The organism is Pseudomonas sp. Soil_N_39 (assembly GCF_057655955.1).
The window spans coordinates 301,912-324,775 of the sequence record NZ_JBDGLI010000002.1 but is presented as its reverse complement, the minus strand read 5'-3'; the positions used below and the strand labels follow the sequence as shown (position 1 = coordinate 324,775).

At 62.1% G+C, this 22,864-nt stretch carries 23 protein-coding genes and 1 pseudogene; 9 read left to right on the top strand and 15 right to left on the bottom strand.

Annotation, left to right across the window (positions count from 1 at the left end):
* Positions 1–3: 3 nt before the first annotated feature.
* Positions 4–747, top strand: a complete 744-nt coding sequence (locus AC3A5O_RS03760; protein WP_354336058.1) for a penicillin-binding protein activator LpoB — start codon at positions 4–6, stop codon at positions 745–747.
* A gap of 192 nt (positions 748–939) precedes the next feature.
* Here the strand turns inward: AC3A5O_RS03760 and rhtB are convergent, their stop codons facing one another.
* The 3 genes from rhtB to abc-f all read right to left on the bottom strand — a co-directional run bounded on the left by rhtB (position 940) and on the right by abc-f (position 4,206).
* Positions 940–1,572: a homoserine/homoserine lactone efflux protein gene (gene rhtB, locus AC3A5O_RS03755; protein WP_305468809.1), complete on the bottom strand. Its 633-nt coding sequence runs from the start codon at positions 1,570–1,572 to the stop codon at positions 940–942.
* A gap of 142 nt (positions 1,573–1,714) precedes the next feature.
* On the bottom strand, positions 1,715–2,296 hold the full coding sequence (locus AC3A5O_RS03750) for a mechanosensitive ion channel family protein (RefSeq protein WP_122567512.1): 582 nt from the start codon (positions 2,294–2,296) through the stop codon (positions 1,715–1,717).
* The gene (abc-f, locus tag AC3A5O_RS03745) at positions 2,296–4,206 is read right to left on the bottom strand and encodes a ribosomal protection-like ABC-F family protein (protein WP_122567513.1); all 1,911 of its coding nucleotides are present in this window, start codon (positions 4,204–4,206) and stop codon (positions 2,296–2,298) included. The genes AC3A5O_RS03750 and abc-f overlap by 1 nt, the downstream gene beginning before the upstream one ends.
* 50 nt (positions 4,207–4,256) lie before the next feature.
* Between abc-f and AC3A5O_RS03740 the strand changes: the two genes are divergently transcribed.
* Positions 4,257–4,721, top strand: coding sequence for a TIGR02444 family protein (locus tag AC3A5O_RS03740; RefSeq protein ID WP_354336056.1), 465 nt, complete (start codon positions 4,257–4,259; stop codon positions 4,719–4,721).
* On the opposite strand, the gene AC3A5O_RS03735 is transcribed toward AC3A5O_RS03740, so the two are convergent.
* The gene (locus AC3A5O_RS03735; protein WP_354336055.1) at positions 4,718–5,896 is read right to left on the bottom strand and encodes an AlgP family protein; all 1,179 of its coding nucleotides are present in this window, start codon (positions 5,894–5,896) and stop codon (positions 4,718–4,720) included. The genes AC3A5O_RS03740 and AC3A5O_RS03735 overlap by 4 nt on opposite strands.
* A 191-nt stretch (positions 5,897–6,087) precedes the next feature.
* On the opposite strand from AC3A5O_RS03735, the gene AC3A5O_RS03730 reads away from it, so the two are divergent.
* Positions 6,088–6,753, top strand: a complete 666-nt coding sequence (locus tag AC3A5O_RS03730) for an FKBP-type peptidyl-prolyl cis-trans isomerase (RefSeq protein ID WP_122567516.1) — start codon at positions 6,088–6,090, stop codon at positions 6,751–6,753.
* A gap of 58 nt (positions 6,754–6,811) precedes the next feature.
* On the opposite strand, the gene rsd is transcribed toward AC3A5O_RS03730, so the two are convergent.
* The 7 genes and pseudogenes from rsd to AC3A5O_RS03695 all read right to left on the bottom strand — a co-directional run bounded on the left by rsd (position 6,812) and on the right by AC3A5O_RS03695 (position 13,386).
* The gene (gene rsd / locus AC3A5O_RS03725; protein ID WP_122567517.1) at positions 6,812–7,270 is read right to left on the bottom strand and encodes a sigma D regulator; all 459 of its coding nucleotides are present in this window, start codon (positions 7,268–7,270) and stop codon (positions 6,812–6,814) included.
* A 174-nt stretch (positions 7,271–7,444) separates the two neighbouring features.
* Complete coding sequence (locus AC3A5O_RS03720; RefSeq protein ID WP_122567519.1) at positions 7,445–7,987, bottom strand: disulfide bond formation protein B; 543 nt, start codon at positions 7,985–7,987, stop codon at positions 7,445–7,447.
* A gap of 415 nt (positions 7,988–8,402) precedes the next feature.
* Positions 8,403–9,650 carry a heme biosynthesis protein HemY gene (locus tag AC3A5O_RS03715; protein WP_122567520.1) on the bottom strand — a complete coding sequence of 416 codons (1,248 nt, stop codon included), beginning with the start codon at positions 9,648–9,650 and terminating at the stop codon, positions 8,403–8,405.
* Complete coding sequence (locus AC3A5O_RS03710) at positions 9,647–10,780, bottom strand: uroporphyrinogen-III C-methyltransferase (protein WP_240998498.1); 1,134 nt, start codon at positions 10,778–10,780, stop codon at positions 9,647–9,649. Before AC3A5O_RS03710 ends, AC3A5O_RS03715 begins: the two co-directional genes overlap by 4 nt.
* Positions 10,781–10,816: 36 nt before the next feature.
* Positions 10,817–11,563: pseudogene (locus tag AC3A5O_RS03705) on the bottom strand (uroporphyrinogen-III synthase); the annotation flags it as partial.
* Positions 11,560–12,501: a hydroxymethylbilane synthase gene (gene hemC / locus AC3A5O_RS03700; protein WP_122567522.1), complete on the bottom strand. Its 942-nt coding sequence runs from the start codon at positions 12,499–12,501 to the stop codon at positions 11,560–11,562. The pseudogene AC3A5O_RS03705 and the gene hemC, both read right to left, overlap by 4 nt.
* Before the next feature lie 138 nt (positions 12,502–12,639).
* On the bottom strand, positions 12,640–13,386 hold the full coding sequence (locus AC3A5O_RS03695) for a LytR/AlgR family response regulator transcription factor (RefSeq protein ID WP_122567523.1): 747 nt from the start codon (positions 13,384–13,386) through the stop codon (positions 12,640–12,642).
* 462 nt (positions 13,387–13,848) lie between these two features.
* Here AC3A5O_RS03695 and argH point away from each other — a divergent pair, with 462 nt between their 5' ends.
* Positions 13,849–15,243 carry an argininosuccinate lyase gene (argH, locus tag AC3A5O_RS03690; protein ID WP_122567524.1) on the top strand — a complete coding sequence of 465 codons (1,395 nt, stop codon included), beginning with the start codon at positions 13,849–13,851 and terminating at the stop codon, positions 15,241–15,243.
* A gap of 130 nt (positions 15,244–15,373) precedes the next feature.
* Here the strand turns inward: argH and AC3A5O_RS03685 are convergent, their stop codons facing one another.
* Positions 15,374–16,033, bottom strand: a complete 660-nt coding sequence (locus tag AC3A5O_RS03685) for a glutathione S-transferase family protein (protein WP_487752859.1) — start codon at positions 16,031–16,033, stop codon at positions 15,374–15,376.
* Between the two features lie 124 nt (positions 16,034–16,157).
* On the opposite strand from AC3A5O_RS03685, the gene AC3A5O_RS03680 reads away from it, so the two are divergent.
* From AC3A5O_RS03680 to AC3A5O_RS03670, 3 genes are all read left to right on the top strand, one after another.
* Positions 16,158–16,442, top strand: a complete 285-nt coding sequence (locus AC3A5O_RS03680; RefSeq protein ID WP_305468814.1) for a hypothetical protein — start codon at positions 16,158–16,160, stop codon at positions 16,440–16,442.
* Between the two features lie 265 nt (positions 16,443–16,707).
* The gene (locus AC3A5O_RS03675; protein ID WP_060740096.1) at positions 16,708–16,956 is read left to right on the top strand and encodes a TIGR02647 family protein; all 249 of its coding nucleotides are present in this window, start codon (positions 16,708–16,710) and stop codon (positions 16,954–16,956) included.
* A 168-nt stretch (positions 16,957–17,124) separates the two neighbouring features.
* Entirely contained in the window at positions 17,125–19,965 is a 2,841-nt protein-coding gene (locus AC3A5O_RS03670) for a class I adenylate cyclase (protein ID WP_122567527.1), read from the top strand.
* 12 nt (positions 19,966–19,977) lie between these two features.
* On the opposite strand, the gene rnk is transcribed toward AC3A5O_RS03670, so the two are convergent.
* From rnk to cyaY, 3 genes are all read right to left on the bottom strand, one after another.
* The gene (rnk, locus tag AC3A5O_RS03665; protein ID WP_122567528.1) at positions 19,978–20,388 is read right to left on the bottom strand and encodes a nucleoside diphosphate kinase regulator; all 411 of its coding nucleotides are present in this window, start codon (positions 20,386–20,388) and stop codon (positions 19,978–19,980) included.
* A gap of 306 nt (positions 20,389–20,694) precedes the next feature.
* Positions 20,695–20,910 (bottom strand): DUF1289 domain-containing protein, encoded by a 216-nt coding sequence (locus AC3A5O_RS03660; protein WP_305491318.1) that lies wholly within the window; start codon positions 20,908–20,910, stop codon positions 20,695–20,697.
* Positions 20,911–20,914: 4 nt separating this feature from the next.
* On the bottom strand, positions 20,915–21,247 hold the full coding sequence (gene cyaY / locus AC3A5O_RS03655) for an iron donor protein CyaY (RefSeq protein WP_122567530.1): 333 nt from the start codon (positions 21,245–21,247) through the stop codon (positions 20,915–20,917).
* 185 nt (positions 21,248–21,432) lie between these two features.
* Between cyaY and lptM the strand changes: the two genes are divergently transcribed.
* Both lptM and lysA read left to right on the top strand, forming a co-directional pair.
* The gene (lptM, locus tag AC3A5O_RS03650; RefSeq protein WP_072406122.1) at positions 21,433–21,603 is read left to right on the top strand and encodes an LPS translocon maturation chaperone LptM; all 171 of its coding nucleotides are present in this window, start codon (positions 21,433–21,435) and stop codon (positions 21,601–21,603) included.
* Positions 21,604–21,612: 9 nt separating this feature from the next.
* The gene (gene lysA / locus AC3A5O_RS03645; RefSeq protein ID WP_122567531.1) at positions 21,613–22,860 is read left to right on the top strand and encodes a diaminopimelate decarboxylase; all 1,248 of its coding nucleotides are present in this window, start codon (positions 21,613–21,615) and stop codon (positions 22,858–22,860) included.
* The last annotated feature ends 4 nt before the right edge of the window (positions 22,861–22,864 follow it).

Sequence of the window (22,864 nt, the reverse complement as noted above, 5' to 3'; positions counted from 1 at the left end):
GCCATGCGCACATGGATAGGCATCATGGCCCTGGCCTGCGCATTTGGCGCGCAGGCGGCCCCAAAAGTCGCGGTGACCGACCTTGCGTACCAGGAACGGGTGGAGGAGTACATCCACACCGTTTCGGCGCAGAGCAACTTCCAGGCGAACCCCTACAGCGCCAGCGCTTCCTCGAGCTACGACGAGATGGAAGCCACCAGCAGCTACATCGAGCAGGGCGAACTGCGCAAGTTCACCGGCGACATCAAGGGCGAGATCCTGCGCAGCGGGATGTTCCAGCTGACCCAGGGGACGCCCCACACGGCGGCGTCCAATGGCGACGTCTATGACGTGATCAAGCGCATCAAGGCCGGGAACTTCAAGGGTGCCGACTACGTGCTGTTCGGCACGGTGTCGGACATCGACTTCACCCGCGACATCAACGAGCTGGCCAATACCGACAGCTACTCGGCCGTGCTGGCGCTGACCCTGGTGGCGGATTTCAGCCTGATCAACACCAAGACCTACGAAATCACCTCGGCCTTTACAGCCATGGGCGAAGGCCAGGACACCAAGTTGCTGAACCACCGGGACGTGCGCATCAGCCTCAACCGTCCACGGGTGGTGCGCGAAGTGTCCAAGGCCCTGGGGGAAGACGTGGCGCGGCAGCTAAGCGAACAGCTTGGTGGCCCGAGCTACGAACAGCCCCGCGAGCCTGCACAGCGCAACAATCTGCCCCGGGATACGGCGCCGGTAATCCTGCGCTGAATCACTGAGCGAATGCTCTGTGGCGCAGAGGTCTTGTGGGAGCAAGGCTATGTGGGAGCAAGGCTTGCCCGCGATGGAGCGACTCTATTTCTGAAAGACCTCATCGCCTCAATCGCGGGCAAGCCTTGCTCCCACAGTCTTGCTCCCACATAGCTTTGCTCCCACAAAAGCTCCCTCGCCACGGGTTTTGCTTTATGCAGCGGCCTTTCTGATCGTCGCGAGCAAACCCGCCGCGCCAATGAACAGACCCGCGAAGGCACGGTTCATCCGCCGTTGCTGTTTCGGGGTGCGCAACAGGCGCAGAACTTTGGACGCCAACCCGGTGTAGCCGGCCATGACGATGAGATCGACGACGATCATGGTGACGCCCAGGATCAGGTATTGCTGGATCAACGGTGCATGGGGATTGATGAACTGCGGCAACACCGCCAGCATGAACACCAGCGCCTTGGGGTTGCTGACGTTGACCAGAAAGCCGCGAAACACCAGTGCCAGGGGCTTGCCGATGGGCCGCGGGGCCGCGTCGTCAGTCATGTCACCGGGAATGGCTCGCCATTGTTTGACACCCAGGTAAACCAGGTAAGCCACGCCGAACCACTTGATCGCATAGAACGCGGTGGCCGACGCCGTGAGGATCGCGCCAACACCGGCGGCGACGATCACGATTTGCAACGCCAGGCCCAATTGCAGGCCCAAGGCGTTCCAGTAACCGCGCCAGAAGCCGTAGCGCAAGCCACTGGACATCGATGCAATGGCACCGGCACCTGGGGAAAGACTGATCACCCAACAGGCGGCAAAAAACGCCAGCCATGTTTCCAGCAACATTGCACACCTCGGCTCGGATTCGTCGAAACGACTAAGCTAATGCGCCGTCACGTCGTTGACCACCGTTTTTTGCCCAAGTATCTAAGCCAATGTGAACACCGTGGCGAGGGAGCTCGCTCCCGCCGGGCTGCGTAGCAGTCCTTTACTCGACGAGCCCACCCACCGGAAACGCTTCGCTGCCACGCCAGCGCCGCACCGAACGCTGGAAAAACAGGCTGTTGGGCACCTGCACCATGGCGCTGCCGGTGCCGAGTTCCTCGGGTTCGATCAGCGTGGTGTACAGCAGATTGATCGCCACCACGCGCCCCTTGATGCCGGGCTTGTCGGTGGTGTCCACCAGTTCGACCACATCGCCCAGGCGAAACGGTCCGACGGTGTAGATCAAAACGGCGCAGAACAGATTCGACAGCACGCTCCAGATGGCAAAGAACGCCACCGCCGCCACTGCGACGAAGCCCGACAGAGCCGTCCACAGCACTGTGGCCGAGACGCCCAGGCGTTCGAGCACCACCAGCACCGCAGTGCCCATGATCAGCCAGCGCAGCACGCCCCGCAGGATAATCACCAATTGCGGTGGGAGCGGGTAACGCTCGCCCAGGCCCGTGAGCGCACGCGCGACGAAGCGCTGCGAGACATAACCGGCCACCAGGATCAGCAGGATTTGCACACCGAGCCAGATCGGCTCGATCCACAGGACAGGGACAGGCAACGCCAACGCTTCCATCAGGACAACGCCTCCAGCTCCGCTTGCAGGGTTTCCAGCAGTTCCAGCGCTTGCATCCAAGCCTCCTCGAGCTCCGCTTCCCGAACCTTCAACCTGGCCTGTTCAGCCAGCAGGTCACGCAACTCATCCTTGCGCGCCGCCTCGTACAGACCACTGTCGCCCAGGCTGGTTTCGATTTTCTGCAGCTTTTCATGCAGCTTGCCCAGCTCGGCTTCGAGCTTGTCGGCCTCGCGCTTGTGCGGCGCCAGTTGCTGACGCAACGCGGCGGCGGCCTGGCGCTGGGCCTTTTTGTCGGTCTTGTCCGGGTTGACCGGCGTGCTGCTGACCGGCGCGTTGCGCTGGCGGTATTCCACCAGCCAACGAGCGTAGTCTTCCAGATCGCCGTCGAACTCCTCGACCTTGCCGTCGGCGACCAGGAAGAAATTATCCGTGGTGCTCTTGAGCAAATGCCGATCGTGGGACACCACCAACACCGCACCACTGAATTCCTGCAGGGCCATCGTCAGGGCCAGGCGCATTTCCAGGTCCAGGTGGTTGGTCGGTTCGTCGAGCAGCAACAGGTTCGGCCGGCCCCAGGCGATCAACGCCAGCGCCAGGCGTGCCTTTTCGCCACCGGAGAAATTCAACACTGGCTCGTCGATGCGCGCCCCGCGGAAATCGAAACCGCCGAGAAAATCGCGCAGGACCTGTTCACGCTCGGTCGGCGCCAATCGTTGCAGATGCAGCAACGGGCTGGCCTTGGAATCCAGGGAGTCGAGTTGGTGCTGGGCGAAGTAGCCAACGACGGTGTTTTCGCCTCGGGTCAAACGCCCAGCCAATGGCTGGAGTTCGCCAGAGAGGTTTTTGATCAGGGTCGACTTACCGGCACCGTTGGGGCCCAGCAGACCGATCCGCGCCCCCGGGGTCAGTTGCAGCTTGACCTTCTCCAGCACGGTCTTGTCGCCGTAGCCCAGGCGCGCGTCGGACAGGTCGATCAACGGGCTGGAAATCTTGCTCGATTCGCGGAAGACAAAATCGAACGGTGAATCGACGTGGGCCGCCGACAGCTCTTCCATCCGCTCCAGCGCCTTGATCCGGCTCTGGGCCTGGCGGGCCTTGGTGGCCTGGGCCTTGAAGCGGGCGATGTAGCTTTCCATGTGCGCACGTTGCGCCTGTTGCTTCTCGTAGGCCTGCTGTTGCTGGGCCAGGCGTTCGGCACGAGCGCGCTCGAAGGCGCTGTAGCCGCCGCGGTACAAGGTGAGCTTGCGCTGGTCGACATGGGCGACGTGATCCACCACCGCGTCGAGGAAATCGCGGTCGTGGGAAATCAGCAGCAGCGTGCCCGGGTAACTCTTGAGCCAGTCTTCGAGCCAGATAATGGCGTCGAGGTCCAAGTGGTTGGTCGGCTCATCGAGCAACAGCAGATCCGAAGGGCACATCAGGGCCTGCGCCAGGTTCAGGCGCATCCGCCAGCCACCGGAGAAGTCCCCGACCTGGCGGTCCATCTGTTCATTGGTAAAGCCCAGGCCGGCGAGCAATTTGCGCGCGCGGGCATCGGCGGTGTAGCCGTCGGCACTGTCGAGTTCCGCGTGCAGGCGGGCCTGTGCGGCACCGTCGTGGGCCGCTTCGGCCGCCGCCAGGTCGTGTTGCACCTGACGCAGGCGCAGGTCGCCATCGAGCACGTAGTCCACCGCCAGGCGCTCGAGGGTGTCGACCTCCTGGCGCATGTGAGCGATACGCCAGTCGGCCGGCAGCAGGCAATCGCCCGAGTCCGGGTGCAGCTCACCGCGCAGCAAGGCGAACAGGCTCGATTTGCCGGCGCCGTTGGCACCGATGAGGCCGGCTTTGTGGCCGGCGTGCAGGGTCAGCTCGGCGTCTTCTAGCAGACGTTGCGGGCCACGCTGTAAAGTCAGGTTCTGAAGTCGGATCATAATGGCGGCGGAGTCTACCAGCTTCGCTCGCAACTGGCGCGAGTAGCACGATGTCCCCTGACCTGTGGAGCTTTTCCCTCGACCTCTATGCCAAGCCTGGCGTAGAGCCTGCGTGCCTGGCGTCACAAGACGCCGGCGCCAACGTCTGCCTGCTGCTTTGCGGCCTGTGGCTGGCGCAACGCGGCGTGGCCTGCGATGAACACCGTCTGCAGCAGCTTCGACAAGTGGCCGAGCCGTGGGATGCCGAGGTGGTGCGGCCACTGCGCACGCTTCGCAACCAATGGAAAGCCGGCGCCCTCCAGGACACGGCACTCAATGGCCTGCGCGAACAGGTCAAGCAACTGGAATTGGCAGCCGAACGGCGATTATTGGAGCGATTGGAAGCGCTGGCCAAGGATTGGCCGGGGGCACAACAGAACGATTCAGCCCAATGGCTGCGGGGGCTGGCGGCGAATGCCAAACCAGCGAGCCGCGACGCGCTGCATCAGCTGCGCGTCGCGGTGTCCGGCACTTAGGAAGCGCTGGTTGGGGTGCTGCTGGTGGTCGGCGCAACGGCGGCTGGGCTGGTCGCCGTGGCCGGAGTGCTGGCGGTTGGCGCAGGTGTCGCGGTCGGAGCCGGTGTCGCTGGCTTGGCGGCTGGCGCAGTCGCAGGTTTTGCAGCGGCTGGTTTTTTCACGGCCGGTTTCGCGGCGGGCTTGGCGACCGGTTTAGCAGCAGCTGGCTTCGCGGCGGCTGGCTTGGCAGCCGTTGGCTTCGCGGCAGCAGGTTTGACAGCGGCCGGTTTGGCAGCGGGTTTAGCCGCCACTTTGGCAGGCGCTTTGGCAGCGACGGGTTTGGCAGCGGTTTTCGCAGCAGGCTTGGCCGCAGCCGTTTTGGTTGCCGCAGGCTTGGCCGCTGGCTTGGCGGCAGCAGGTTTGGCAGTGGATTTCACCGCCGCTTTGGCAGCCGGTTTAGCGGCTGCGGTTTTCGGCGTGGCAGGTTTTGCGGCGGCGGTTTTGGCGGCAGCTTTTGTTGCCGGTTTAGCGGCTGGTTTAGCAGCGGCTTTTACAGCGGGCTTGGCAGCAGCAGGTTTAGCGGCCGCCGTTTTTGCGGCTGGCTTGGCAGCAGCCTTGGCCGCTGGTTTTTTGGCCGCCGTTTTTGCAGCGCTGGCAGCGACGGGTTTGGCAGCCGGCTTGCTGGCGGCTTTGGCCGGTGCTTTGGCGGCAGGCTTGGCAGCGACTTTGGCCGGTGCTTTTGCCACGGCGGGTTTAGCCGCCGGCTTCTTGGCCGATACAGCGGCAGGTTTGGCGGCACGAAGCGACAGCGCCTTGCCCGCGGCTTCTTGCACGCGACCGACACCCTGGGCCAATTTCAGGCTTTCCTGGGCATCACGCTTGAGTTGCAGAATGTAGGCGCGGGTTTCGGACTGACGATCCTTCAAGGCATCGAGCAGGTCTTCGAGTTCTTTCACGACATCTTTGGCCTTGGCTTGTGCCTTGGCCTTGCCAGCGGTGGCTGCGTCTTGCAATTTGGTGCGCGATTTGTGCAGTTTTTCCTGCGCTTTGCCGCGTTGCTTTTCCAGTTTGGCGAGCAGTTTTTCAGCATCAGCCAGGGCTTGGGAGCAGGCATTTTCCAGATGTTCGAGCAGGCTGCCCGAGAGTTGTTGGAGCAAGTGCAACGGAGTGTTTACAGGCTTCTTGGTGGCCGACATGGTTTACCTCCTGACTGACGTGAGTGCGGCTCATACTAGACCTCTGCTTCAACCGCCGCTAGGGCATGTTGACACTACATAAGACGTTGCGTTGCAAGGGACGAAAAATCTTCTGCGCCAGTGTCTTGGCAATCCACCTCTACAGATATCGGCACTGGCATAATTCCTCGATTCGAGGCCGGAGAGCACACATGTCGCGTCACCTGTTTTTATTCCTGTGCATGGCTTGCGCCACGGCCCAGGCCGTTGAAAAAACCAACGCAAATGATGCCCACGATTTGGCTTACAGCCTGGGCGCCAGCCTCGGCGAACGCCTGCGCCAGGACGTGCCGGACCTGCAGATCAAAGCCTTGGTCGAAGGCTTGCAACAGGCCTACCTGGGCAAACCGCTGGCCCTGAAAGATGAACGCATCGAACAGATCCTGGCCGAGCACCAAGCGCAACTGAACGCGCCATCGGCAACGCCGCAGATCGACACCGCGTTGAAAACCGAGCAGAAATTTCTCACCGAAGAAAAAAGCCGGCCCGGGGTTCAGCAACTTGCAGACGGCATTCTGCTGACTGAAATCAAACCAGGCCATGGTGCGAAGGCCGGCCCTCACGGCAAGGTCCAGGTGCTGTACACCGGTCGACTGCCGGACGGCACCGTGTTCGATTCCAACCGCCAGGCACAGTGGTTCAATCTCGACAGCGTGATTGACGGTTGGCGCAGTGCATTGCCGCAAATGCCGGTCGGCGCGAAATGGCGACTGGTGATTCCCTCGTCCCTGGCCTATGGCGCCGAAGGGGCCGGGGATGTGATCCCGCCGTACACGCCATTGGTGTTTGAGATCGAGTTGCTGGGCGCGACAACCTGAGGCTGGCCCAATAAAAAACGGTGCGCAATGCGCACCGTTTTTTCAGGACCGCGAACCCTCAAGCCTGGACGGTATCTTCTTCCTTGTGAGCGGTGTGCAGCACTTCGATCAGACAATCTTCCAATTCGAAACGCTCGTGCAACAAACCGCCCAGCTCCTTGAATTTTTCCGCCACACACTTGCCTTCATCGCACAGGTCGTTGAACGCCAGCAGCTTCTCGGTGATGACATCGATGCGCGGGTAGATCGTCTCGGCCAGTTCCAGGCCGCGCTTGTCGTTGAAGGCCTTGGCCTCGCCCGTCAGTTGTTCATAGATCTCGAAATGACCGGCAGACACATAGTCGACCAGCACGCCGCAGAATTCCTGCAAGGGTTTGCGGCTTTCGCTCAGGGCTTCAGGCCTGGCACCGAGCGCATCGTAGGCCCGAACCAGTTCGTGACGCTCCTGCAGCCAGCGGTCGATCAGCTGATGCACCCCACCCCAGCGTTCCTGAGCATTCTGACAACTTTCGAGCATGGTGATTTCTTCCCTTGTGAGTCATGCCACTCGCAGCCTGTGCACGTCTGATGATCAGGGACAAGCCAGACACAACATGATCGAGCGACACAATTCCAATGACACGTGCGGGCCAGATTATGCCCGCACGACAATGGCTTCAAGGTACGCAGGAGATAAAGTTCATACAAGTGTTTAATCCAGGGCCCGGACCAACTGCGACGTCTCGCCGCTGAGCGGTTGTACCAGAGCACTCCAGACAAGGCGCAGCAGCAGATAGGTCATCGCACTGGACACCGCGAGAAAAAACAGCAGGCTCCACTCGGGGATGCTCAGGTCGAGCAACGTCCAGGTGATATTCGCGCAGTCGACGGTACCGTCGAGGACACGCTGCAGCGCACACCACCAGGAACCCGTCGGGTTGAGCTGCATCGAGCAATCGGACAACGGCTCGAACGAATGACCTTGCATCAAGACCTGACGCCAGGCCAGGACCATTCCTCCCGTCGCAGAAACCAACCCTGCCGCCCCATAGAAAAAGCTGCCCCTTTGACCTGGACCGTGTACGCACGCCACAAGGCTGTTCGCCAGGAACAGCATCAGACACAACCGCTGCAAGACACACAGGCTGCAAGGCGTCAGGCCAACCGAATATTCCAGATACGTGCTGATGCCCAAAGCCAGGGCGGCGGCGATGGAAGCCATGAGAAACAAGAAGCGTGAGCTGGCCAAAGACATGGCGATTCCGTAACAGAAGAGACAAGCAGTTACGGTAGAGGAAAGCCCTCGGGCCTTTCAAGGCAGCCCCGCGCAGACACTTCACCAAGGGTGTAGGGAATTCCCGACAAGCCGAAGAGGATTCGGCGCGGTCGGTTGTAGGACTTTGCCGAAGGTATAACCAAAGCCCCAAAACCGGGGCGGTATTCGCCCCCCTTATTCAAGGTTTCCACCAACCCGTGGAGAGGGAGCCTGGGGGGACGTCATCGCGAGCAAGCTCGCTCCCACAGGGGTTGGCGGTTGCCAGGGATCAAATGTGGGAGCGAGCTTGCTCGCGATGGCGATCTTCAATTCACCACAGGCCTCTCAGCCGAGCGGGAGCAAGCTCCCTCGCCACAATGATTCATACCACTTTCAAGAATGGGTCATGCCCCTCTCACGTCGACAAGACCTGGGCCGGAACCGGCAGCGGCGCGGCGAGCAGCCGCTCATCCAACAGCCCCAACCCCTCCTGGAACAACTGGTTGCTGCGCTCGGCATCTCCCAGTTGCGCCAGCAGGCGCGCCAGTTCGGCGCAGGCTTCGGGATTGCGCTGGACCCGCAAGCTGCTTTCCAGATAATCCCGCGCCTTGCCCCACAAGCTGTTCTGCAGGCATAGGCGCCCCAGGGTCAGCAGCAGGCTCGGATCGGCCGGGTGGTCCTTGAGCCAGCCTTCGGCCGCTTGCAACTGGCGGATCGGATCATTGCCGCGAACCAACCCATACAGCCGCGCCAGGTGACTGTCATAGTGACGCTTGAGTGCGCCGCGCAGCACCTCTTCGGCCTCGACCTGAGCGCCCAACTGGCGCAGTTGCTCGGCATAGGCCAGCACCAGCGCCGGCTCCTGGCGTTGCGCGGAGGTCAGTTGCTGCCAGGCGCGATTGAGCGACTGCAAGCCGACGCTGCCATCCTCTTCACGGTGGGCCGCCAGGGTCAGGTTTTCACCCCAGGCACGCCGTTCCAGTTCAGCCAACTCGGCCGGCGGCAGGACTTTATCCTTGCGCAACTCCGGCAACAGCCGGATCACCGCCGACCAATCGCCGCGCTGCTGGTGCAGCCGTTGCAATTGACGCAGCACCTGGACGTTATGAGGATGGCGCTCATGCATGGCCTGCAGCGTGCTCAATGCGCCGTCCGTGTCGCCTCGGTCCGTCTGCAGTTGAGCGTGCGTCAGGGCAATGGCCAGTTCCGCCTGGGGCTGACGCTCCAGGGCGCGCTCCAGCAAACTGTCACTCTGTTCGTAAAGCCCTTGTTCGTTGGCCGCACGGGCGGCACCCAGGTAATAGAGCAGCGGCTGGCGCTCGGCTTCGGCGGCACGATGCAGATGGCGCTGGGCACTGGCCCAGCGACCTTCGGCCAGGTCCAACTGGCCATGCTCGATCGCCACTTGCACCCGACGACTGCGGTTGCGCCGCGACCACGGGTTGACCACGCCGCTGGACGTGGTCACCAACCCGATCAGCGCCCGCAGGCCTCGCCACACCAGCCAGAGCACCGCCACCAGGGCCAGGGTGACCCACAGGCCAGCTTCATAACGGAAGTTCTTGTACGCCACCAGCACGTAACCCGAATGCTCGGCAATCGCCACGCCCAGCAAACCGGCGGCGGCGATGACCACGAACAGAATCACGTAGAGACGCTTCATGGCGTGGCCTCCTGCGCGCCTGGCGCGGGCAGCGGCTTGACCGATTCCTGGGTATTGAGATTGCGGCGCTCAAGGTAGGCCTGGACGCTGCTCAGCGTGCCCGTCAGGTCCGGGGTGACCACCGTCACCGGCTGCTTGGACAGCTCACCCACGCGTTCGAGCATGATTTTGCTTTGCGGATTGTCCTGGTTGAAGTTGTTCTTCAACACGTCCCGCGCCTCGGTCAGCGCCTGGGTGTAGACCGGTGCCTGACCATTGAGGGCGGCCCATTGCGCCTGCTCCAACGCCAGGCTGAGGGCCAGGCGCACTTGCACGAGGCTTTGCCCGGCCAGCAGCGGACGGACGTTCTCGTCGGCGTTGAAGTCGATGCGGATATAGCGCGAGATCTGGTCCCACCACTGTGCCCACCGGCTGGCACCATCGCCATCGGCGGTCAGGCCCAGCAACGATTCACCGCGGTCCTTGTACTCGGGCGCCAATTCGGTCAGTTGCAGCACCTGGTCACGCAGGGCGCCCAGTTGCAGGAACAGCCCGGTGCGATCCGGCTGTTCGGTGCTGCGCAGCGCAGCGAGGGTCTTGGCCAGTTGCTCGCGGGCGGCGAACGAACCGGGGTCGTTCTGCTCGCGCAGGATTTCATCAGCACCCTGGACCAGCGCCTGAGCACTGGTGATGTCTTGCAGGGCGGAAAGACGCAGGCTGGCCAGGCGCAACAGATGCTCGGCCTCCGCCAGGCGCCAGTCCTTGCGGCTGGCACCCAGCACGGTTTCCAGGCGCTGGTTCAAGTGCTGCTGATCACCTTGCAACTGGGCCACCTGGCGGCGCCGCTCCTCCAGCTCTTCGGCCGGAGGCAATTGCGCCAGGCGCTCGCTCAGGCGTTGCTCGTTGAGCTTGAGGGTCTGAGCCTGGTCGCTCAGCGCCTGGACCTGGGCGGATTGTTGCTGGTTATTGGTTTGCAGGTGACGGACCTGCCACACGCCCCAACCGCCTACGGCGACCCCGGCGGCGCCGAGCAGCAAGGCAACAATGGCCAACCCGTTGCCGCGACGCGGCGCCACTGGGGGCGGGGTTTCAACCGGCGCATCGATCGCTGGCTGGTCTAGATCTTCTTTTGGCAAGGCTGTTTCGCTCACGTATCCATCCTTTGCATTAGAAAACGGCACGGAGTGTTCCCGTAACGCCGCCAGCAAAGCCGCGGCATTGGCGCCACGGCAATCCACAACTGTTCGGGCCCCGGCGGCACGCGCCATCTCGGCAACCCTTGGGCTTGGAACAAACAACGGTAACCGCGCCAGGGCCGGCCACGCATCGCCGGCCAGCCGCTGCAGATGCTCAAAGCCCTGCCCACTGCTGACCACCAGTGCGTTCAAGCGTTCCGCTTCGACTATCGCCGGCAACGCCCCTTCGCCATAACTGGGCAAGTGGCGGCGGTACAACTCCAGGTAATCGACACTAGCACCTTGCTCGCGCAAACGCTCTGCCAGCAAGCCACGCCCACCTTCGCCCCGCACGATCAAGACCTTGGGGTCGGGCCGCGAAACAGCCTGGCGCAAGACCAAGTGCTCCAGCAAGGCTTCGCTGTCATCGCCGTTATCAGGATAAAACACCGTGAGGCCGGCATCGGCAAGGATCTGCCCGGTGGCCGCGCCCACGCTGAACCACGGTTGGTCTGGAGGCTGGGGCCAGTGTTGGCGCAGCAGCTCGACGCACAGGCGTGCGGCAGGTTTGCTGACCACAATCACCGCAGCGTATTGGTCCAGTGCCTGGAAGGTCGCCCGTCCGGCATCGGACAGCGGGACCGGCTCGATCTCCAGCAACGGCAGGCTGCTGCTGTAGACCCCCGCTTCGGCCAAGGCAGCCGCCAGCGCCGACGACTCGTCCGCCGGCCGGGTGAGCAACAGCCGCCAACCCGTCACGCGTGGCCGGCCTCGCCGTAGACCGCCTTGAGAATGTCGGCGGCGCCCTGGCTCAGCAGATCTTCAGCCACCCGCACGCCCAACGCTTCGGCATCCTGGCGCGGTGCCCGGGCTTCGGCGCTGAGCAGCCGGCCACCGTTGGGATCCCCCACCAGACCACGCAACCAGACCTGTTCGCCTTCCAGCACGGCGTAACAGGCGATTGGCACTTGGCAGCCGCCATTGAGGTGTTTGTTCAGCGCGCGTTCGGCGAATACTCGCGTGGCGGTGTCGGCATGGTGCAGCGGCGCCAGCAGGGCATGGATGTCGCTGTCGGCGCTGCGGCACTCGATACCCACCGCCCCTTGCCCACCGGCCGGCAGGCTGTCGTCGACGCTGATGGCCGAGGTGATGCGGTCTTCGAAGCCCAGGCGGATCAGGCCGGCGGCGGCGAGGATGATGGCGTCGTACTCGCCGGCATCGAGCTTGGCCAGGCGCGTGTTGACGTTGCCGCGCAGGAAACGGATTTGCAGGTCCGGACGACGTGTCAGCAATTGGGCCTGGCGACGCAGGCTGGACGTGCCGACCACGCTCCCGGCAGGCAGCGCCTCGAGGCTGGAAAACGTGTTGGAGACGAACGCATCGCGGGGGTCTTCCCGCTCGCAGATGCAAAACAGGCCCAGTCCTTCGGGAAAGTCCATGGGCACGTCTTTCATCGAATGCACGGCGATGTCGGCTTCATTGTCCAGCAGCGCGGTTTCCAGCTCCTTGACGAACAGGCCCTTGCCGCCGATTTTCGACAGCGGCGAATCCAGCAGCTTGTCACCGCGACTGACCATGGGCACCAGGGTCACGATCAGGCCGGGATGGGCCGCTTCCAGGCGGGCTTTGACGTATTCGGCCTGCCAGAGGGCCAAGGCACTTTTACGGGTGGCGATGCGGATCTCGCGAGGGGACATGGATCAATCCGTACTTAAAAGATACGGCAGATAATAACAGCTCAGTCAAAACCGCTTTGATTTGAATCACGACCCCAAGGCCTCCCTGGCCGCCAGATCCCGGAAATGAAACGCGCTGGACGCCTTGGACCGCCTGGCTTAAAGCTGCTGCATCATCTTGCGCACGCCGGCCACGTGCCGCCGGCTGACAATCAGCGCGTCGCCATTGAGGCCTTTGAGGAACAACTGGAAATGTCCAAGGGGGGTGCGTTGCAAGCGCTCGATGCGCTCGCGGGCCACGAGGGCGTTGCGGTGGATGCGTACGAAGCGTTCGCCGAATTCGTCTTCAAGGGCCTTGAGGGGTTCGTCCAGCAACACTTCGCCACTCTCATGGCGCAAGGTCACGTATTTATGGTCGGCAATGAAGTAGACCACCTGGTTCAAGGGGATCAGCTCGATGCCTTTGCGGGTGCGCGCACTGATGTGGCTGCGCGGACCGCTACCGCTTTCGGCGGCCGGACGGGTCAGCGCCGCCAGTTGCACACGGTTGGGGCGCTCGGCCTTGCGCAAGGCGTCGAGCAACGCCTCGGACGTCACCGGCTTGATCAGGTAGCCCACGGCACCGGCCTGCAACACCTCGGGGGGAAAGTCGTCCCGGGTGGTACAGAACACCACGGAGGGCGGCGACTCTCGCTCGCACAACTTCGCCGCCACCTGCAGGCCGTCCAGGCCAGGCATGCGAATGTCGAGCAGCACGATATCCGGCTTGTGGCTGTCAATAAGGGCCAATGCCTCGTCGCCATTGGTGGCGCTCGGCTCCAGGACACTGTAACCCTCGAGCTCGCCAACCATTCGGTTCAGGCGCTCGCGGGCCAGTGGTTCGTCATCAACGATCAGGACATTCATATTGCGCTGGATTCCTGCGTGAGTCTCGCACAAGGATAGCGTAGACAGGGGAAGTGACATCCGTCACCGCGATCCACGCTAAGACTCGTTCGAGGGCCAAAAAGTGCCGCGAGGCGGTTGTCTATCTTTACCAGCGCTTGCCGACCGATGCCCGAGGCCCGTTGTCGCACGGCGTCGCCGTAGGGATTGTTAACTGTCGATCTGACCAATATGAGCTCCCCCTTCTTCTATTTGTCCGGTGCGCCATGGATGGAAAAAGCAAAAGTCCTACCGTCCACTGTAGACGGTTGCCACGACGATATTGCTCAATCGAAAAATATCGTTGTGCGAAAACCTTCTTGGATCCCAGGCTTGGAGCGAAAAAACCTGCCGACCAGTGCCAGCGCCAGTCCCGGCAACCCTGCTATCATCCGCCGCAGCCTTTAACCGCTACTTTTTCCACAGCCGATCACGAGCGAATTCATGAGCACTGACAAGACCAATCAGTCCTGGGGCGGCCGCTTCAGTGAACCCGTCGACGCCTTCGTCGCCCGCTTCACCGCCTCCGTCAACTTCGACCAGCGCCTGTATCGCCACGACATCATGGGTTCGATCGCCCACGCCACCATGCTGGCCAAGGTCGGCGTGCTGACCGATGCCGAGCGCGACAGCATCATCGACGGCCTGAAGACCATCGAGACGGAAATCGAAGCCGGCCAGTTCGACTGGCGCGTCGACCTTGAAGACGTGCACATGAACATCGAAGCACGCCTGACCGACCGCATCGGCGTGACCGGCAAGAAGCTGCACACCGGCCGTAGCCGTAACGACCAGGTCGCCACCGACATCCGCCTGTGGCTGCGCGATGAAATCGACCTGATCCTGGGCGAAATCACTCGCCTGCAAAAAGGCCTGTTGGAACAAGCCGAGCGCGAGGCCGAGAGCATCATGCCGGGGTTCACGCACCTGCAAACCGCTCAACCTGTAACGTTTGGGCATCACATGCTGGCCTGGTTCGAAATGCTCAGCCGCGACTACGAGCGCCTGGTGGACTGCCGCAAGCGCACCAACCGCATGCCCCTGGGCAGCGCCGCGCTGGCCGGCACCACGTACCCGATCGATCGTGAATACACCGCGCAGTTGCTGGGCTTCGACGCCGTGGGCGGCAATTCGCTGGATAACGTTTCGGACCGCGATTTCGCCATCGAATTCTGCGCCGCCGCGAGCATCGCGATGATGCACCTGTCGCGCTTCTCCGAAGAGCTGGTGCTGTGGACCAGCGCGCAGTTCCAATTCATCGATTTGCCCGACCGCTTCTGCACCGGCAGCTCGATCATGCCGCAAAAGAAAAACCCCGACGTACCGGAGCTGGTGCGCGGCAAGAGTGGCCGGGTGTTCGGCGCACTGATGGGCCTGTTGACCCTGATGAAAGGCCAGCCGCTGGCCTACAACAAGGACAACCAGGAAGACAAGGAACCGCTGTTCGACGCCGCCGATACCTTGCGCGACTCGCTGCGGGCCTTCGCCGACATGATCCCGGCCATCAAGCCCAAGCACGCGGTGATGCGCGAAGCGGCCCTGCGTGGCTTCTCTACCGCCACCGACCTGGCCGACTACTTGGTGCGCCGTGGCCTGCCGTTCCGCGATTGCCATGAGATTGTCGGCCATGCCGTGAAGTACGGCGTGGACACCGGCAAGGACCTGGCGGAAATGAGCCTGGACGAACTGCGCCAGTTCAGCGACCAGATCGAGCAGGACGTGTTTGCGGTGCTGACCCTCGAAGGCTCGGTCAATGCCCGTGACCACATTGGCGGCACGGCGCCGGCGCAGGTCAAGGCGGCCGTGGTGCGTGGCCAGGCGCTGATCGCCAGCCGCTAAAAGCCAAAAGCATCGCGAGCAAGCTCGCTTCCACAGTGGATCTCCAGTGAACACAAATATTGTGAACATGTAGAGATCCCATGTGGAAGCGAGCTTGCTTGCGATAGCACCCTTCAGAACATCGAAAAACTCACTTCTTGGCGGCAATCATCGCCAAAAACGCCGGCATCTCTGCCTCCCTGTCCGCCGCAATCCGCTGTACGTTCGGGTTTTGCTCCAAGCGCTCCATCAGCGCCTTGGCCGCCGGCATGTCCGCCAGCAAATCGATATCGAAGACCTTCCTGCCCACTTGCAAGGCCAGCGAAAGGCTGTAGTAGAAATACAGGTCGGCAAGGCTCAGGCTATCGCCCGCCACGTAGGGCGAGAATTTGCCGTGCCGGCCAAGCGAGGCGAACCCCAGCAACAATTCGGCCTTGGACTTTTCCTTGATGGCATCGGCAACCGACATGCCAAAAAACGCCTCGCCATAGCAGGCCCGCCCCGGCAGCTCGATGTACAGCTCGATTTCCCGGCACAAGGCCAACACCTGGGCGCGCTCGAACGGGTCGGCCGGCAGCAGGGCCTTACCCGGTTGGGTTTGCTCGATGTATTCGAGGATGACGCTGGTCTCGTTGATAAAACCCTGCTCGGTATTCAGCACCGGCACCTTGCCACGCGGGCTGATGGCCAGGGCTTCCGGCGTCTGGTTGCCAAAGAACTGCACTTCTTCGAAGGGCACGCCCTTCTCCAGCAGCGCCAGCTTGACCATGTTGTAATAATTACTGACAGAGAAACCATAAAGCTTGAGCATTACAAAGCCTCCAGGCCGTGCGGGGTTGGCAGCCTTGCGTTATAGACCGTCGGGGCATTTCCTGCCAGGCGCATCACGCCGCTGAATGCAGGTAAACTGGCGACCTTTCTTACAGGAGCCTGCCATGAGCGAGCCAACCGATATCGATAGCGACGAAGAAGAATTCGTCGAGGACACGCTGATCGAGGCGATTGAAAACCAGATCGCAAGTGACAACCCGCCAGCGGCCAAGGCCGTTTTCAATAAATTGACCCTGGTGGGTTATGAGCGCGAAGAAATCCTCAACCTGATGGCCCATGTTCTGGCGGTGGAAATCGACGCGATCCTGGAAGAGGATCGTGCGTTCAATACCGAGTGGTACGAAGCCGCCTTGCGCAACTTGCCTGAGTTGCCGCCGGAAAAGAACTGAACGACAGGCAAACACACCCTGTGGCGAGGGGATTTATCCCCGCTGGGGCGCGAAGCGGCGCTAAAAAATTGGCCTCATTACGATTTTGGGCCTGCTGCGCAGTCCAGCGGGGATAAATCCCCTCGCCACGGGTGTATTTGCCTGGCAGAACACTGGCCCCCTCACCCAAAACAAAAAAAGCATGCCACTGACACTGGACAGCTCGGCCGAGTGCGCTCACCTTAGTGACGCTGTCGACCAAATTCCTAGAAAGTCTGGAGTCCTTATGTCGCTTACCCCTGAGTTGGTTGCCGAACTGGAAATCCTTGCACTCTTCAACCTGGACAGTTCCCAGGAAGGCCTGAAAATTCATCAGACCGCTGCCCCTAAAGCGATTGCCGCTGCCCAACGCTTGTACGAGAAAGACCTGATCACCCAGCCCGACGGTGGTTACCTGACCAGCCTGGGACGGGACGCCGCCCAAAATGTCCAAACCGTCCTGACGATACTCAGCGTTCAACAAGAAGCCGCCTGACCCTCCTGCCGCCCACGGAAATCTCCTCTACGGGATTTCCGCAGGCGCACTTACGCCCGGCGTAAAAAACCGCCATCAAAAATCCTGTTTTCAGCTTAAGTATTCCCAAGATCGGGCGCTAACCTGCCATCACCCCACGTTCGACGCCGCGAGCCGGTTTGAGCAGACATGACCCGCAATCACGAAATACGCCCCGATCTGGACGAGGGAATCGACCGCAAGGTGCTGAGCCAGTTGCGCGCACGTTTTCTCAAGCTCAACACCGTACGGATGGAGCGCGCCCTCGAAGGCCTGTCGCCCCGCCAGCAAGGCGTGCTGACGCTGCTGCCGCTGTTTTTTCACGTCAACCATCCGCTGCTGCCTGGCTACGTCTCCGGCAGCACACCTGCCGGGCTGTCGAACTACGAGCCTGACGCCAACGTCCTTGCCGAAGCCCAGCGGCTGACCCGTTCGTTTTCCTACAAGCCGCGGCACGGCAGCAACCCGCCGCGGCCGATCCTTGGCCTGTTCCTGATGGGCAGCCTCGGTACCCTGGCCCAGGCCGACCAGAGCGACATGGACGTGTGGGTGTGCCACGGGCCAGACCTGAGCGACGATGAACTGGCCGAGCTGCGCAAGAAATGCCAGTTGCTGGAGATCTGGGCCGCGACCCAGGGCGCCGAAGCTCACTTTTTCCTGATCGACCCGGAGCGTTTCGTGCGGGGCGAGCGGGACAACCAGCTCAGTTCCGACGATTGCGGCACAACCCAGCACTACCTGCTGCTGGACGAGTTCTACCGCACCGCGATCTGGCTGGCCGGGCGCACACCGATCTGGTGGCTGGTGCCGGTCTATGAAGAAGAAAACTACGAGCAGTACACCCACACACTGATGTCCAAACGCTTCATCCGCGCGGATGAAACCCTGGACCTGGGGCACCTGGCCTACATTCCACCGGGCGAATTCGTCGGCGCTGGGCTCTGGCAGTTGTTCAAGGGCATAGAATCGCCCTACAAGTCCGTGCTCAAGCTGCTGCTGACCGAGGTCTATGCCAGCGAACACCCGAACGTGCGCTGCCTGAGCCTGCGCTTCAAGCAGGCCGTGTTCGCCAATCGCCTGGACCTGGAAGAGCTGGACCCGTACATGGTGGTTTACCGCCGCATCGAGGAATACCTCAATGCCCGTGGCGAACCCGAACGCTTGGAGTTGATCCGCCGCGCGCTGTACCTGAAGGTCAATCGCAAACTCACCGGCCAGGCGCGCAGCAGTGGCTGGCAACGGGTACTGCTAGAGCGACTGGCCCGGGAATGGGGTTGGGACCAGCGTCAACTGGCGTTGCTGGACAGCCGCAGCCAGTGGAAAGTCCGCCAGGTCAGCCACGAACGGCGCGCACTGGTCAACGAACTCACCCACAGCTACCGCTTCCTGACCCAGTTCGCCCGTACCGAGAAAACCGTCAGCCTGATCAACAAGCGCGACCTCAACGTGCTTGGCCGGCGCTTGTACGCCGCCTTCGAGCGCAAGGCCGACAAGGTCGAGTTCATCAACCCCGGCATTGCCCCGGACCTGGCCGAAGACACCCTGACGTTGGTGCAGTCACCCAACAAGAAAGAACCGGGGCAGAACCAGTGGGCGCTGTACAACGGCAGCCTCAACGCCCTGGAATGGGAGAACTTCGCGCCCATCAAGCGTTGCCGCGAATTGCTGGAGCTGTTGACCTGGTGCCACCGCAACGGCGTGATCGACAGCAGCACGCGTCTGGCGCTGCACCCAGGTGACAGCGACCTGAGCGAGTTCGAACTGTTCAACCTGCTGGGCAGTCTGCAACAGTCCATCGCCCTGCCCCTGGCCACGGTGGATGAAGCGCAATTGCTGCGCGCCAGCGTGCCCAGCGAAGTGTTGATTCTGGTGAACGTCGGCGTCGACCCGCTCAAGCACCACCGCGACCTGAACATCCTGATGACCACCGAGCGGACCGACTCCCTGAGCTATGCCGGGGTTCGGGAAAACCTGGTGCTGACCCTCGACCAGGTCACGCTCAACAGTTGGAATGAGGTGCTGGTCAACCGTTTCGACGGCGAACACGCCCTGCTCGATTGCCTGCGCGACTACCTCAACGACCTGCCCGTCACCCAGCGCCAGCCGCGCTTGCAGGTGCGCTGCTTCTGCCACAACCGCGCCCAATTCATTGCGCGGCGCGTCGAAGACGTCATCGAAACGGCGCAGACCCTGCTGTTGAGCAGGCTCAATCACCGTTATCTGCTTCAGGTCCAGCAGCACTATCACGTGCTGGAGCTGGTGCCCGGCCAGGTTAATCACGTGGCCTTGGGCAGCTTGTCGGCGCTGATGGACTACCTCGGCGAGGAACTGACGGCCTACAGCCCCTTGCACCTGGACCCGATGGCCCTGGAAGACCACGACCTGGCGCTGATCCTGCCCATGGGCCAGCCCGAGTGCATCCAGGTGTTCTACCGGACCAACGAGGACGAAGCCGATCTGTACGTGCTCGATGAGTTCAACGCACTGTGGCAACAACGCGTGCCGTATCACGACGAACAAAGCCTGCTGGTGCCGCTGCAGCGCTTCCTGCAATCGGTGCTGTACCGTCGCGACGCGCTGCTGCCGCTGGACGCCGCCCAGCCGCTGACCCTGGAAACCCTGTACTACCAGTTGCTGCCGTCAGGCGGTCGGGCGCGCCGGATCGAAGCGCGACAAGCGCCACAGACCCCGGTCAACAAGCCTTTCTATGACGTGCAGGCGATCATCGGCAAAGCCGCGCACGGGCAAGTGCACGTTACCCTGTACTGCGATCAGCAGGAGTTTTCCGAACTGGAACATGGCGACCAACTGTTCCGCGTGGTCGCCAGGGAGATCGTCGAACAGCGCCGCGAAGCCCAGCGCTATCGCTGCTACATCACCGACCTGGACCTCTCGGGGCTGGTGGGCGACGGGGCTTGCTCAAGCAATTTGTACCTGCGCTACAAGGCCGACCTGGAACGCGCCCTGAACGAGGCGCTGGCCCTGGTCTGAAGTACCCGGCGCTCAGAGGTGGAAATCGCCGCCTGCTTCGGGCTGGTATTCGACGGCCAGCAAGGTCAGCTTCAGCGTCTTGCCACCCGGGGCCGGCCAGTCGATGTGCTGGCCGACCTTCAGGCCCAGCAAGGCACTGCCCACCGGCGCCAGGATCGAGATCCGGCCTTCGTCGGCATTGGCGTCCTGTGGATAAACCAACGTCAGGTGATAGTCCTTGCCGCTGCTTTCTTCGCGGCAGTGCACGCGTGAGTTCATGGTCACGACATCGGCAGGCACTTCTTCGTGGCCCACCACGTTCTCGGCGCGATCCAGTTCGGTTTGCAACGCGATCACGCCCGGCAGCGTTTCATCAAGACTGTCGATCAGGCGCTCCAGACGCTGTACGTCCAGGCGGGTAAGGGTGATGGAAGGTGCGGTCATGATCCAGGCAGACTCCTTTCTTCTGCACAAAAAAAGCAAAACCCCGCCACAAAAAGACGGGGTTTTCACGGGCCTCGATGAGTTGAGGCGTAGCCGGACACTATCACAGCTCAATAAATAAACAAGTCAGGCAGGATTTGCCCTGCCCATGGACGGCACTAAACCCTTGTGGCGAGGGAATTGTGGGAGCAAGGCTTGCCCGCGATGAATACAGCGAGGTCTCTCTGGAACCGAGGCGCTTGTATCGCGAGCAAGCTTTACTCTCACAGGGTTACTAGGCAAGCCTTGCTCCCACACAGTGGGCGATCACACCAGAGATTTGCGTTTAGCCGCCTCGGCACAGATGACCCGCCGACGCTCATCATCGGCCGAGCGCCATTCCCGGATATCTTCCACATGACGGAAACAACCGAGGCAGATCTTCTGCTCATCCAACTTGCACACGCTGGTGCACGGCGACGGCACAGCGCGGCTGACGTTGCTGTAGAGCGGCTTGGGCGGCCGTGGCGGGGTCTGGCTCACGCCGTCACAGGCCTTCGAACTCGAGTTCCACGCCCGCCTGCTGCTTGACGATGCGCTCGAGCATCTCGCCCAGTTGCTCTTCGCTCTTGTCGCACATCCAGCGCTCGCTTTCCTCGTCGTAGTCGAAATGAAAGCCACCGGAGACCGCCGCCAGCCACAACTGCCGCAACGGCTCCTGGCGACTGAAGATCAATTGGCTGCCGTTTTCGAACTTGACGGTCAGCACGCCGGCGGAGCTTTCCAGGTCGATGTCCAGGTCGCTCTCGTCGAACACATCCTCCAGCGTTTGCTGGGTCGCATCGACCAGGTCGTGGAAACGGGCTTCAGTCAAACTCATTGTGGCAACCTCGAAAATGTCTGCTCATGCTCAAGCGCCGCAAGATACGGACGCTTCCCGGCGATTGCAAAGGATATACCCACTGACGACGACCAACGCCGCCGGACGGGCGCCCCGTTGCATAGGCAAGCTGACGGGTGGCCGGTATACTCCGGCGCAATTAACGCATTTTCAAGGATTTCGCCATGAAGCGCCTGATCTCTTCCCTTGCTGCGCTCGTCGCGGTTGCCTGCCTCGTGACAGCCTGTGGTCAAAAAGGTCCGCTGTACCTGCCTGATGACAGCAAGTCCCCTGAAGAACAGGCCAAGTCGTCGCAATCCAAGACACACTCGCACGACACCCACACCACTTACTAAGGGAACGCCATGGACGCTTTTAACTACCGTGGCGGGGAGCTGTTCGCGGAAGGGGTTGCCCTGTCCGCGATCGCCGAACGTTTCGGCACGCCGACCTACGTCTATTCCCGTGCCCACATCGAAGCCCAGTACCGGACGTTCGCCGATGCCCTCGACGGCATGCCGCACCTGGTGTGTTTCGCCGTCAAGGCCAACTCCAACCTGGGCGTGCTCAATGTCCTGGCGCGCCTGGGTGCCGGTTTCGACATCGTCTCCGGTGGCGAGCTCGAGCGTGTGCTGGCCGCTGGCGGTAGCGCCGACAAGATCGTCTTCTCCGGCGTCGGCAAGACCCGTGAAGACATGCGCCGCGCCCTGGAAGTCGGTGTGCATTGCTTCAACATCGAATCCACCGATGAGCTGGAGCGCCTGCAGGTTGTTGCCGCCGAGCTGGGCGTCCGCGCGCCGGTCTCCCTGCGCGTGAACCCGGATGTTGACGCTGGCACCCACCCGTACATTTCCACCGGCCTGAAGGAAAACAAGTTCGGCATCGCCATTGCCGACGCCGAGGACGTGTACGTACGCGCCGCCCAGCTGCCGAACCTGGAAGTACTGGGCGTCGATTGCCACATCGGCTCGCAACTGACCACCCTCGAACCGTTCATCGATGCCCTCGACCGCCTGCTGGCGCTGGTCGATCGCCTCGGCGATTGCGGTATCTACCTGCGCCACATCGACCTGGGTGGCGGTGTCGGCGTGCGCTATCGCGATGAAGAGCCGCCGCTGGTGGCCGACTACATCAAGACGGTGCGCGAGCGCCTCGAAGGCCGTGACCTGGCGCTGATGTTCGAGCCCGGCCGCTACATCGTGGCCAATGCCGGCGTGCTGCTGACCCAGGTCGAATACCTCAAGCACACCGAGCACAAGGATTTCGCCATCGTCGATGCGGCGATGAACGACCTGATCCGCCCGGCGCTGTACCAAGCGTGGATGGACGTCACCGCCGTGCGCCCTCGCGACACCGCAGGCCGCCCCTACGACATCGTCGGGCCGATCTGCGAAACCGGTGACTTCCTGGCCAAGGGTCGGGAGCTGGCGCTGGAAGAAGGCGACTTGCTGGCCGTGCATTCGGCCGGTGCCTACGGGTTTGTCATGAGTTCCAACTACAACACCCGCGGCCGCTGCGCCGAGGTGCTGGTGGACGGTGATCAGGCATTCGAAGTGCGTCGCCGTGAGACGGTAGCCGAGTTGTTTGCCGGCGAAAGCCTGCTGCCGGAGTAAAACC